11 protein-coding genes and 1 pseudogene are annotated in these 12,197 nt (G+C 69.2%); 4 read left to right on the top strand and 8 right to left on the bottom strand.

Annotation, left to right across the window (positions count from 1 at the left end):
* Positions 1-29: 29 nt before the first annotated feature.
* Positions 30-277, top strand: a pseudogene (locus tag AB0I53_RS02795) (MFS transporter); the annotation flags it as partial.
* Between the two features lie 109 nt (positions 278-386).
* Complete coding sequence (locus AB0I53_RS02790) at positions 387-2,009, top strand: thiamine pyrophosphate-binding protein (protein WP_358595673.1); 1,623 nt, start codon at positions 387-389, stop codon at positions 2,007-2,009.
* Between the two features lie 9 nt (positions 2,010-2,018).
* On the opposite strand, the gene AB0I53_RS02785 is transcribed toward AB0I53_RS02790, so the two are convergent.
* From AB0I53_RS02785 to argH, 7 genes are all read right to left on the bottom strand, one after another.
* Positions 2,019-3,365 carry an MmgE/PrpD family protein gene (locus tag AB0I53_RS02785; protein ID WP_358595401.1) on the bottom strand — a complete coding sequence of 449 codons (1,347 nt, stop codon included), beginning with the start codon at positions 3,363-3,365 and terminating at the stop codon, positions 2,019-2,021.
* The gene (locus AB0I53_RS02780; protein ID WP_358595398.1) at positions 3,358-4,245 is read right to left on the bottom strand and encodes a polysaccharide deacetylase; all 888 of its coding nucleotides are present in this window, start codon (positions 4,243-4,245) and stop codon (positions 3,358-3,360) included. Before AB0I53_RS02780 ends, AB0I53_RS02785 begins: the two co-directional genes overlap by 8 nt.
* 1 nt (position 4,246) lies before the next feature.
* Positions 4,247-5,101: a polysaccharide deacetylase gene (locus AB0I53_RS02775; protein WP_358595395.1), complete on the bottom strand. Its 855-nt coding sequence runs from the start codon at positions 5,099-5,101 to the stop codon at positions 4,247-4,249.
* Entirely contained in the window at positions 5,098-5,976 is an 879-nt protein-coding gene (locus tag AB0I53_RS02770) for an ABC transporter substrate-binding protein (RefSeq protein ID WP_358595392.1), read from the bottom strand. Before AB0I53_RS02770 ends, AB0I53_RS02775 begins: the two co-directional genes overlap by 4 nt.
* 258 nt (positions 5,977-6,234) lie before the next feature.
* On the bottom strand, positions 6,235-6,999 hold the full coding sequence (locus AB0I53_RS02765; protein WP_358595389.1) for an amino acid ABC transporter ATP-binding protein: 765 nt from the start codon (positions 6,997-6,999) through the stop codon (positions 6,235-6,237).
* Positions 6,999-7,913 carry an amino acid ABC transporter permease gene (locus tag AB0I53_RS02760; RefSeq protein WP_358595386.1) on the bottom strand — a complete coding sequence of 305 codons (915 nt, stop codon included), beginning with the start codon at positions 7,911-7,913 and terminating at the stop codon, positions 6,999-7,001. Before AB0I53_RS02760 ends, AB0I53_RS02765 begins: the two co-directional genes overlap by 1 nt.
* Positions 7,910-9,334, bottom strand: coding sequence for an argininosuccinate lyase (gene argH / locus AB0I53_RS02755; protein WP_358595383.1), 1,425 nt, complete (start codon positions 9,332-9,334; stop codon positions 7,910-7,912). Before argH ends, AB0I53_RS02760 begins: the two co-directional genes overlap by 4 nt.
* Positions 9,335-9,488: 154 nt before the next feature.
* Between argH and AB0I53_RS02750 the strand changes: the two genes are divergently transcribed.
* Positions 9,489-10,088 carry an XRE family transcriptional regulator gene (locus AB0I53_RS02750; RefSeq protein WP_358595380.1) on the top strand — a complete coding sequence of 200 codons (600 nt, stop codon included), beginning with the start codon at positions 9,489-9,491 and terminating at the stop codon, positions 10,086-10,088.
* Positions 10,089-10,133: 45 nt separating this feature from the next.
* Here the strand turns inward: AB0I53_RS02750 and AB0I53_RS02745 are convergent, their stop codons facing one another.
* On the bottom strand, positions 10,134-11,309 hold the full coding sequence (locus tag AB0I53_RS02745) for a cytochrome P450 (protein ID WP_358595377.1): 1,176 nt from the start codon (positions 11,307-11,309) through the stop codon (positions 10,134-10,136).
* Positions 11,310-11,454: 145 nt separating this feature from the next.
* On the opposite strand from AB0I53_RS02745, the gene AB0I53_RS02740 reads away from it, so the two are divergent.
* On the top strand, positions 11,455-12,000 hold the full coding sequence (locus AB0I53_RS02740) for a helix-turn-helix domain-containing protein (RefSeq protein WP_358595374.1): 546 nt from the start codon (positions 11,455-11,457) through the stop codon (positions 11,998-12,000).
* Positions 12,001-12,197: the final 197 nt, after the last annotated feature.

Below are 12,197 nucleotides of genomic sequence, written 5' to 3'. Positions count from 1 at the left end.
CGGGTTCGTCGGGCAGCTGCGGAGCAGCGATGGCTGAGGCGTCCACCCGCGAGCGCATCGACCCGGCGTTGTGGCGCACCGCGTTCGTGCTGGTGCTCGGCACGTTCATGGCGACGCTGGACGCGACGATCGTCAGCGTCGGCATCCGGGAACCGATCGCCGACTTCGATGCCTCGGTCACCGAGATCCAATGGGTGACCACGGCGTACACCTGCTCGCGGTCGTCACGGCCGTCCCGGCGTCGGGCTGGCTGGCGGGCCGGTTCGGCGGCAGGCGCACCTGCTGTAGGAAACACTTGTTTCCCGTAGAACTCGTGATGTTTCATGGTGGTCTTACTCGTAGTTCGGCAGGCCTGTTGCAGTGGCGGAGGGAGAGCTCGTCGCGTGATGCGCACCGGAGGATCGCTCGTCGTCGAGTCGCTGGCGGCTTTGGGCGCGGACACCGTATTCGGCGAGCCCGGCCAGCACGCGCTCGGGATCTTCCAGGCCCTGGCCGGGTCCGGGCTGCGGTACGCGGGTTTCCGCACCGAGCTCAACGCCGGGTTCGCGGCGGCGGGTTTCGCCTGCGCCACCGGTCGTCCGGCTCCGCTGCTGGTGTCGACCGGCCCGGGCGCCCTGATCAGCCTCGCAGCGCTCCAGGAGGCGGCATCCTCCTCGGTTCCGGTGATCGTCATCGGCAGTCAGGTCCCGTCGGCCGGTTTGGGCGGCCCGCGCAGGGGTTTCCTGCACGAACTGCCCGACCAGCGCGCGTGCGTCGCACAGGTGGTGAAATCCGCCGAAACGGCCCGGCACCCGTCCCAGATCCCGAGCGCGATCGCCCGCGCCTGGGAGATCGCGCTCACCCCGCCGCACGGCCCGGTCTGGGTCGAGATCCCACAGGACGTCCTGCTGGCCGAGGCCGATTTTCCGCCCGTGCGCGGGCTGACCGCGACGCCGCAGGTACCGGCACCGCTGCCGGAGTTGGTCCATGCCGCGGCAGCCGACCTGGATCGCGCGCAGCGCCCGGTGATCCTCGCAGGTGGTGGAGTGGTGCGCGCCGGGGCCGAGCACGCCCTGCTGGAACTCGCCGAGAAGCTGCGCGCCCCGGTGGCGACGACCTTCGGAGCCAAAGGTGCGTTCCCCTGGCTGCATCCGTTGTCGGCGCAGTCCTGGTTGGAGGATCAGCACACCACGGATTTCCTGGCCGATGCGGACGTTCTGCTCGTGGTCGGCAGCGGGCTCGGGGAGTTGTCGAGCAACTACCACACGTTCCGGCCGCGGGGGCGGGTCATCCAGGTCGAAGCGGACCTGGCCAAGCTGGAGGCCAACGTCCCGGCGCTGGGCATCCACGCCGATGCGCGGCTCGCCCTCGCGGCGCTGGCTTCGGCGGTCTCCGCGCGTGAGTCCGACGGCGTGGCGGAGGCGCGTGTCGGCGAGCTGCTGACGAAGATCCGGCAACGGCTCGACAGCCAGGACCTGGGAACCGAACGCGCACTAGTCGAGGCGGTTCGCGCCGCGTTGCCCGATGATGCGCCGAGCTTCTGGGACATGACGATCCTCGCTTACTGGGCCTGGTCGGCTTTCGACGCGCGAGTCCCGGGCGCGATGCAGTCAGCGCAGGGCGCCGGTGGACTCGGCTACGGGTTTCCCGCCGCGTTGGGTGCAGCTGTCGCGCTGGGCGATCGGCGGCCGGCATTGGCGGTTTCCGGTGATGGCGGCGCGATGTACGGCATCAGCGAGCTGGCCACGGCCCGGCAGCTGGGGTTGAACGTGACCTGGTTGATCGTGGACGACGGCGGCTACGGAATCCTCCGCGAGTACATGACCGACGCCTTCGGGTCCGCCTACGGGACCGAGCTCGCCCGGCCCGATTTCGTCGCGCTCGCAGAGTCTTTCGGAGTTCCTGCGCGAAAGTCCACACCGGACTGCCTGGAGCGGGACCTCGCCGCCGCGTTGGCGGAGCCGGGGCCGAACGTCGTGGTGTTGCCGGCGAATTTGCGCATGTTCGCGCCGACGCACCTGCCTGGATGAGGCCGAGGCTCAAACCAGGTGTTCCAGCAGTTGCCGAGCATCCGGCAACTCGTCGAGGCGCATCACGGTGTCGACCAGCCGCCCGATGGTCGGCTCCGGGACGGCCGCGAGGCTGCGGAACTTGGCGATCAGGGCGTCGTCGCCGATCGGGTTGGCAGGTGAGCCCAGCGGATCGGTGACCTGGCACGGGTGGCTGCCGTCTTCGGTGATGAGGTCGATGATCGGTTCGGCGGAAGCCGGCATCGACGCATCCACGTCGAGCGAGACGCAATCCATGATGGCTCGCACCCGCTCGTCGCTGCGGCGCTGCGGGCTGTATGCCGAGAGGTCCGCGGTGCCGTACGCGATCTGAGCGGAGACCGCGTACGGCAGGCTGAGCTGCGCTGTGCCGAGGGTTCGCGTGTCGCGGCCGCTGCACATGTCCGCCAGGAACGGGCTGAGGCGGACGCGCACCTCCCGGATCTCGTCGGCATGCAGGTCGTGGTCCCGCATGAGTTGCGCGACGGCGTCGATGGCCGAGTGCGTGCCGCGGCACGATGCGTGGGGCTTGATGGCACACCGCTGGATTCGCCACTGCTCACCGAGCCCGTCGGTGAGCGCGGAGTGTTGTGCGGTTTCCGGGGCGAAGGTGTTGAGGAAGCCACCCCAGACGTCGTCGAGAGCGTGGACCGGGCCCGAGGTTCCGCTTCCGGCGAGCGCGGCAGCGGTGACACCGGCTTCCGCGGCCCGACCCGCGTGCAGCCGCTTGCTCAAGGCACCATTGTGGACGAATGCCCAGAGGCCACCGCTCATCGAGGCGGCGAAGCCGACCGCCGCGGAGCATTGTTCCGGGGCTAGCGCCAGAATGCGGGCTGCCGCGGCGGCCGATCCGAAGGGGCCGCAGGTGCCGGTGGAGTGCCAGCCCGCCTGGTTGTGCTCTTGGTAGCCGCCACAGCCTTCCAGAGCGCGTCTGGCGAGGTCGTAGCCCACGACGATCGCGACGAGCAGTTCTGCGCCGGAAACGACTCGGTCCGTCAGCGAAAGAGCGGCGAGGGCGGCGGGAACGACGACCGCGCCGGAGTGGTCGCAGCCGCCGGTGTCGTCGAGTTCCAGCGCGTGTGCCGCCACGCCATTGGCCAGCGCGGCGTCGCGAGGCGAGGCGAGCAGGCCGGTTCCCCAGATCGCGGCTCCCGTGGTGGTCGGCGCGGTGAGGGTTGCCGTGATCCTGGTCGTTTCCGGTGTCCTGGCACCGGCCAGGGCCGCGCCGAGGGTGTCGAGGAGGTGTCGTTTGGCCTTGTCCGCGACGCTTCCGGGGAGACCCGCGAAGGTGGTTCCGGCGATGAACTCGCCGAGGAGGTTTGCGGTGGGTTCAGGCATCGAAACCATCTCCGGTCAGTCGGGCGAAGACGTCCGCCGGGTGTCCGGGCTCGTTGACGGGGTGGTTCTCGTGCCACCAGTCGGCGATCTCGCTGCCGGTCGCGAACCACGCCCCGCCGGTGGCGCGGATGCGTTGGAGGAGTTCGCGGACGAGCCCGATGCGTCCGGGAGTTCCGGAGACCTCCGGGTGCAGCCGGAGGACGTAGCAGAGCCCGAAGCGGTGGTGGGCCTGGAATTCCTGCCACCAGTTGTCCAGCACGTCGGCGTAGCCGGCGATCCGGCACTGACCGGCGGGCATCGGAGGGTCGAGGTTGAACACGAAGTACGGGGCGTCTTCGAGCTCGTAGTGCAGCGGGATTTCCACCAGCCCGGCGGGGTGGACGTACGGCAGGTCGTCGCCGCGCCACGACGAGGACCAGTCGATTCCTGCTTCCGCCAGCGCTTCGGGAAGTCCGCGGGCGAAGTCGCCCTGCGGGATGCGGAATCCCCGGGGCCATGCGCCGGTGATCTCGGCGAGCGCGTCTTGACCGGCGGTGATCGCACGGCGCTGGCCGGCGAGGTCGAGCCGGTCGAAGTCCTCGTGCGTGAAGCCGTGATTGCCGATCTCATGACCGGCGTTGTGGACGCGTTCCACCAACTTCCCGTGTTCGCGGGCATTCGCGCCCGGGATGAACCACGTCGCCGGCACCTCAAGCTCGGCGAACAGGTCGAGGAGCCGGTCGACGCCGCGTGTTGCGCCGTAGCGGAACTGCGACAGCGTCTTTTCTCGCGACTTCAGCGAGGGATCCGCCGAAAGCAGGGCGAGGTCGCCGTCGAAATCCACCGTGATCGCTACGGCGCACTTCTGCCCGGGTGGCCAGGTTGGTTCTCGTGCCGCCATTTCACCTCGCCTCCGGAACGTCCTGCACCTCGCGATGCCACTCGGCGACGTCGCGGCAGGTCGCGAACCACACGTCGCTCGGTGTTCGCATGTGCGCCAGGAACCGCTCCAACAGCTGCAGCCGCCCGGGTTTGCCGACCACCTTGGGGTGGAACAGAGTTGTCATGCACAGCCCTTCGGCTCGGTGCCCGTCGAACTCGCGCTGCCAGTTGTCCAGGGTCGTCGCATAGCCGGCGATGCGGTCCTGCCCGGACGGGTAGTCCGGCCGGCGGTGGTACGCGAGGTACGCGTAGTCGTCGAGTTCCCAGCGCGCCGGTATCTCCACCAGCGGTGACGGTCGCCCGTCGATGCGGTGCCGGTAGGGCCGGTCGTCGCCGCGCATCGAACTGGAATAGCGGAAGCCGTGCTCGACCAGTAGTTGCGGAGTGTCGACGGCCCAGTCCCCGGACGGAGTGCGGTAGCCGACCGCGGGCGCGCCCAGCACGTCCTCGAAGATCTCCTGGCTGCGCCGGAGCACCCGCCGCTGCTGGTCGGTGTCGAGATCGCGGAACGATTCGTGCTGGTAGCCGTGGTGGGCGACCTCGTGACCGCGCGCCACGACGTCCCGGCAGCGCTCCGGCCACGTCTCCACGACCCACGCGGGGATGAAGAACGTGGCCGGAACACCGGCCGCGTCGAGGAGGTCGAGGATCCGCGGCAGCGCCCGCCACGGGCCGTACGAGCCGAGGGTGAAGTACTCCGGCTTCCGCCAGATGCTGCCGTCGAGCATGGCCGTCCCGGTCGGCCCGTCGAGGTCGAAGGCGAGGGCGACAGCCACCTGGGCGCCGCCCCGCCACACCAACCGGTCACCGGTCACGGCTTGACGCCGTTGACCACGGGCCTGGTGGCGCCGTAGCTCAGGCCCCACTTGTCGAGGATCGACTGGTAGGAGCCGTTGTCGACCACCGCGGTCAGGGCCTTCTGCACCGCGGAGGCCATCTGCTGGTCGCCCTTCTTGACCACCACGCCGAAGGGCTTGCCGGGCAGCGGTTCCAGGACGGTTTCGAACTTCGCCGGGTCCTTCTTCTCGAAGAACGCCAGGTTCTCGCCGCTTTGCACCGCGACGTCCGCGCGGCGCTGCTCCAGCTGCAGGCGGGCCGCCGACCCGGAATCGGTCGGCAACAGCTCGATCGCCGGAAGTCCCTTGCCGCCGCACGTTTCCGCGTCGTACTTCTGCACCATCAGGTAGTAGTCGGTCTTCTTGCTCACCGCGAGTTTCTTGCCGCACAACGACTCCGGCGAGGCGAACTCGGCGGCGCGCTCCTGCAACGAGTAGAACTGGGCGCGGGAGAGGAAGTAGTCGACGAAGTCGACCGTCTTCTGCCGCTCGGTGGTGTCCGACAGCCCGGACATGACGATGTCGACGCGGCCGGTGGCCACGGAGTTGAGCAGCTGGTCGAAGGGCTGCTCGACGAACTCGGCCTTGACGCCGAGCTGCTGCGCCATGGCGTTCGCGATCTCGACGTCGACGCCGACCACCTGACCGGTGGCTTCGTCGCGGAACTCCATCGGCGGCAGATCCGGGGACATCCCGATCCGGATCGTCCCGGATTGCGCCACGACATCCGGTAATCCGCTGCTGTTCGGTGCTCCGGTGTTCGTGCTGCCGCCCGCGCAGCCTGCCGTGGCGAGCAGCCCGGTGAGCAGCGCAGCGGTGAGGATCCGGGGAGCCTTCGGCCCATTTCGAAGCATGACTACCTCTTTCGACGAATCGGGGGTTAGAGGTTCTTTAAGAATGCGGCGTCAGCCGCATGCGGTGAGGGACTCAGCTCGCACCGCCGCGGGTTCTCAGACAGTGCCCACCCCGCCGGGGTTCTTGGCGAGGACAGCCCCGATGCCGCGTATTGGGCATTACGTAAGTCGGGGCTCCCACAGTCCAGGCGGCGTCTGTAACTCCCGCAGGGGGGCCGCTACCCGCACCGCCACGCAAACCGAATCTGCAACCACCCCTCAGAGCACCCGTTGCAGAAACGCCTGGGTGCGGGGATGTTCGGGATGGTCGAGCACGGCCCCGGGCGCGCCGATCTCGACGATCGCGCCGGCATCCATGAAGGCGACCCGGTCGGCCACCTCGCGGGCGAAGCCGATCTCGTGGGTGACCACGATCATCGTCAGGCCCGACTTCGCCAGGTCCTTCATCACCGCGAGGACCTCGCCGACCAGTTCGGGATCCAGCGCCGAAGTGGGTTCGTCGAACAGCAGCAGGGACGGCTCCATCGCCAGCGCCCGCGCGATCGCCACGCGCTGCTGCTGACCGCCCGAGAGCTGCCGCGGATACGCGTCGCGCTTGTCGGCCAACCCGACGCGAGCCAGGAGCTTCTCGGCTCGCTCGATGGCCGTGGCCTTGGTCTCCCGCTTGACCTGCACCGGGCCCTCGATCACGTTCTGCAGCGCGGTCAGGTGCGGGAATAGGTTGAAGCGCTGGAAAACCATGCCGATGGACTGCCGCTGCCGGGCGATCGACCGTTCGTCCAGCTCGTGGAGCTTCCCGCCGCGCGGTTCGTAGCCGATGACCTGGTCGCCGACCCAGATCCGGCCGCGGCTGATCTGCTCCAGGTGGTTGATGCAGCGCAGGAAGGTGCTCTTGCCCGAGCCGGAGGGGCCGAGGAGGCACAACACCTCACCATCGGCGACTTCGAGGTCGATGCCCTTGAGGACGTGCAGGTCGCTGAAGCTCTTGTGCACGCCCTCGGCCCGGACCAATGCGGTCGCCATCACGCACCTGCTTTCTGCCGCAGCACGGCTGCCCGCAACCTCTGCAGCGGGGTAGGCGGCAGCGCACGGCTCGTGGCACCGCGCGCGTAGTGCCGTTCGAGGTAGAACTGCAGCGCGGACAGCACCGACACGGCGGCCAGGTACCAGACGGCACAGACGATGAGCAGCTCCATGATCCGGTTGTTGACGAAGTAGATGTGCTGCGCTTCCAGCACGATCTCGGTGACGCCCACGGCCGAGGCAAGCGACGTCGTCTTCAGCATGCTGATCGTCTCGTTGCCCACCGGCGGGATGATCACCCGCATCGCCTGCGGCAACACGATTCGCCGCAACGCCTTCAGCCGGGTCATCCCGATCGCCCGTGCCGCCTCCAGCTGGCCCTCGTCGACGGACAGGATCCCGGCGCGCACGACTTCGCTGGTGTAGGCGCCCTGGTTGATGCCCAGGCCGAGCGCGGCGGCGACGAACGGCGTCACCAGCTCGACCGTGCGGCCGGTGTAGAGGCCCGGGATCGAGACGACCGGGAAGATCAGCGCCAGGTTGAACCACATCAGCAGCTGCAGGTACACCGGGGTCCCGCGGAAGATCCACACGTAGACCCAGGCGACACCGCTGGTGATGGGGTTCTTCGACAAGCGCATCACCGCGACGACCACGCCGAGGACGATCCCCAGCACCATCGCGACGATCGTGAGGACCACCGTGAGCACCAAGCCCTTGAGCAGCACGGGTGCCGCGAGGTACTCGCGGACGACCGACCACTCGATCTGGGCGTTGGCGAAGGAATGCGCGAACCAGGCGACCCCTGCCAGCACGACGACCGCGGCGACCCAGCGGCCGAGGTGCTTGCGCGGCACCGTTTCCCAGTCCGCGCCCGCGACCGCCGCGGACTCGGCCTGATGCAGTGGGCTCATGATCTCGGCCCCTCGTACTCCGCGGACCACACGCGCTGCGCGGCCGTGACCGCCGCCAACCGGTCGATCTGCTCGACGACCCGGTCCGGAGCGGTCCCGCCGTAGCCGATGCGGGCCGCCACGGCCGCCTCCGGCGTCAGCCGATCCCGCACGGCCGGCGCGAGCCGCTCGTCCACGGCCTGCAGGTCGGCGTCCGTCACCTCTTCCAGCTCGATGTCCTTGTCCTCGCACAGCTGGACCAAGGCGCCGGTGACCTCGTGGGCCTCGCTGAACGGAACTCCTTGCTCCGCAAGCCAATCCGCCACCTCGGTCGCGAGCGTGAACCCGGCGGTGGCCTGCTCGCGCAGCACCTCCACGTTGACGCGCATCGTGCGCACCATGCCCGCCATCGCCGGTAGCACCAACGCCAACGTGTCCACGCTGTCCAGCGCCGCCCGCTTGTCCTCGGCGAGGTCGCGGTTGTAGGCCAGCGGCAGGGATTTCAGCACCGACATCAAACCGGCCAGGTCGCCGAGCAGGCGCCCCGCCTTGCCGCGGGCGAGCTCGGCGATGTCGGGATTCTTCTTCTGAGGCATGATCGAACTGCCGGTGGAGAACCCGTCGTCGAGCACCACCCAACCGAACTGCCGCGAGGTCCACAGGCAGAATTCCTCGCCCAACCGCGACACGTTGACCGCGAGCATCGAGGTGGCGAACAGGAACTCGGCGACGTGGTCGCGGCTGGCGACGGCGTCGATGGAGTTCTCGCACGGCGCCGCGTATCCGAGCTCGGCCGCCGAGAGCTCCGGTCGCACCGCGACGGAGGAACCCGCCAACGCCGCCGCGCCCAGCGGCGAGCGGGCGCTGCGCCGGTCCCAGTCCTGCAAGCGCTCGACGTCCCGGGAGAAGGACTGCGCGTGGGCGAGGAGCTGGTGGGCGAACACCACCGGCTGCGCCGGCTGCAGGTGCGTGAACCCCGGAGCGATCGACCGGACGTGCTGCCGCGCCTGCGCGATCAGGGCGTCCTGCAGGTCGGCGACCTCGGCGACGATCGTGCGCACCCGGTCCCGGAGGAACAGGCGCAGGTCGTTGGCGGCCTGGTCGTTGCGCGACCGGCCGGCCCTGACCTTGCCGCCGAGCGGCCCGAGTCGCTGGAGCAGGACCCGCTCGATGAAGGTGTGCACGTCCTCGTCGTCCGGCGTCGACGCGACTCGGCCGGCGCGGACATCCGCGTCCAACTCGTCGATCGCGGCCAGCACGGTCGTGCACTCGGACTCGTCCAGGATGCCCCCTCGTTGCAACTCGCGAACGTGGGCACGGGAGCCGGCGAGGTCGTAGGGGGCCATCCGGAAGTACGACGGGTCGGATCGGGAGAGTTCGGTCAGCGCGGGATCCGACGGCGTGCGAAACCGCCCGCCCCACAAGCGAATCGTGTCAGCCAATGTCCCATCGCCCTTCCCCTGTGCGCCAAGTAACGGGGAGCCTGGCTCCGCGAACGCCTCAAGTCAACTCTTGTTTTTCATAAGAAACACGAGTTTCATCAGTGCGCGGGATGGCAACCTGGAACTCCAGCCCGAGAGCAAGGAGTCCCGACCCGTGGCAGGTACCCACAAGGCACCCACCGGCGAACAGCGCGGCGAAGGCATCGGCGCACAGCTGAAGGCCATCCGGATGTCCAGGCGCAAGACGCTCGCCGAACTGGCGGACCGCAGCGGCCTGACCAAGGGCTATCTATCCAAAGTGGAGCGCGATCAGGTCAACCCGTCGGTGGCGTCGCTGATGCGGCTCTGCGAGGCGCTGGAGGTCTCCGTATCGACCTTCTTCGCCGCCGCCGCGGGCGAAGTGGTCCGGCACGACGCCTACCCGTCCATCCGCTTCGGCGGCGAAGGCATGCGCGAGTACCTCCTGACGCCCGAAGGCGAGCGCCGCGTGCAGGCGATCCTGAGCGTGATCGGCCCCGGCGGCGGCAGCGGCGACGAACCGTACGTCCTGCCCACCGGGGTCGAGTTCGTCTTCGTGCTCGAAGGCCGCCTCCGCGTCGTCCTCGCCGGGGAGGAGATCACCCTGGAAACCGGCGACGCGCTCACCTTCGCCGGAGACACCGCGCACACGTTCACCAGCGTCACCGACGACGGCAGTCCGACCAGGGTCCTCTGGGTCCTCGCCCCGGCGCTCACGACGCCGAAGACCGGCTGAGCGACGGCGGGGTGCGCTGCTCGACCGGACGTGCCGGCCTGGTGCTCACCAGGTCACCGGGAGTGCGACCAGCCCGCCGGTGAGCACGTCCCGGCGCAGTGTCAGCTCCTCGGTGGGAACTGCCAGCTGCATCGTCGGGAACCGGGGAACCAGCTGGCCGAACACCGCCTGGAGTTCGATGCGGGCCAGCGGGGCGCCTATGCAGTACCGCGGGCCGTGGCCGAATGCCAGGTGGCCGGCGGTCCCGCGGGTGATGTCGAAGCGATCGGGATCGGAGAAGACGGTCTCGTCGCGGTTGGCCGCCCCGGAGTGCAGCAGAACCAGGTCTCCTTTGTGGACGGTCGCGCCTTCGATGTCGAAGTCGGTCCGGGCGTAGCGGGGAATCCCGTCGCCGCCTCGGCCAGGGGCGCGCAGGACTTCCTCCACCGCGTTCGGCACCAGGCCGGGTTGTTCCAGCAGCGTCCGCCACTGCGCCGGGTCGGCCAACAGCAGCAGGGCGCCCATGCCGATCTGCACGACCGTGGTCTCGTGTCCGGCGAACAGCAGGGCCATGGAAAGCATGGCGATCTCGTCATCGCCCACCGAGTCGGTGGCGCACAGCCGGGAGATCATGTCGTCGCCGGGATCCCGGCGCTTGCGGGCGACGAGCTGCCGGCCGTAGGCGAACAGGTCGGCGAGTCCCTGTTCGGAGCGCGTCCGGTCGGTGATATCGGCCGCCGCCTGCGTCCACGCGCGGAACTGGTCGCGGTCGTCGTAGGGCACGCCGATCAGTTCGCAGATCACCAGGATCGGGAGCGGGAGCGCGAGCGCGGCGTGCAGGTCCGCCGGTGGGCCTTGTTCGGCCAAGTCGTCGAGCAGCTGGGCGGTCAGCGCCTCGACGCGGGCCCGCAGCCGGCGCATCTGCCTGGGCGAGAAGTGCGGCTGCAGCAGTGCGCGCATCCTGGCGTGGTCGACCTGCTCGGTGTCGAAGTCGCCCTGCGGGCCGCCGAACAGCGCGGACTCCCCGGTGCGGGATGCGTGTTCCGGTGCGGGATGTGAGCGCCCGAGCCGCTCGTCGGCGAGCAGTCGGCGCACCAAGGCATGGCTGGTGACCAGCCAGGCCCTGTCGCCCACCGCGGTGCGCACCTCGTGCACCGCGCGCCGTGACTGCAGGTCGCGCAGCTGCGGCGCTACCTCCAGTGGATGCCGCTGTTCGAACGGCAACTGGATCGGAGCGATCATGACACCCCCATATTTACCCAAGGTTGTATACACTGTCGTAAATAAATGTAGATGTAGACTTTGAAGTTAACAAGAGGGGATGGTGACGATGGCGGGCCGGACGACTGGAGCCGCGGCGTCGGGGACTGCGACACCGACGCGGCGCATGGCTCGGGCGCAGCGGCGTGCACAGATCCTGGAGGCGGCCACCAGATCGTTCGCTCGCGGTGGCTACCGGGCGACCGGGCTCGACGACGTGGCTGCCGAAGCCGAGGTCAGCCGCATGATCCTCTACCAGCACTTCGACTCGAAGGCCGACCTCTACCGGGCCGTGCTCGACCGCGCCTGCGTCCGGCTCACCGAGGCCGTCGGCGACGACGATTTCGACGACACCAGCATCCCCGCGTTGCTGCGGGCCGCGGGTGCGGACCCCGATGGGTTTCGGCTGCTGTTCCGCCACGCGGCCCGCGAACCGGAATTCCGGGACGTCGTCGACGCAATCCGAACCGCGTCGACCGAGATCGCCGAGCGACATGTCAGCGAGGTGATCCCGGAAGGCCGGTGGCGCGACTGGGCGGCGCGGCTGGTCCCCACCGTCGCCCACGAAGCGATCATCGCCTGGCTGGACGCCGGTCAACCCGACCCCGATCACGCCGCAGACCGGATCTCCCGAGTGATCCACGCCGTGATCCAAGCCGCCCAATCACGCTGAACTCGGCAAGGAGGGCGGCGAGCATGCTCGGGCCTGCTCGCCGCGCATACCTCCTAGCGCCCGAAGGTGACGCCGCATGCAGGCGAGGCTGAGCGTCATCGGTCCCGGCGGCAGCGACGAAACGCGCGTACCCGTGACCGGGGGCGTCGCGCCTATCATCTGCCAGACAGGGCCAGCCCCAGCCCAGGCATGCCTGG

The organism is Saccharopolyspora sp. NPDC050389 (genome assembly GCF_040655595.1).
In the GTDB taxonomy this organism is placed as follows: Bacteria; Actinomycetota; Actinomycetes; order Mycobacteriales; family Pseudonocardiaceae; genus Saccharopolyspora.
This window is presented reverse-complemented; position numbering and strand designations above follow the sequence as displayed.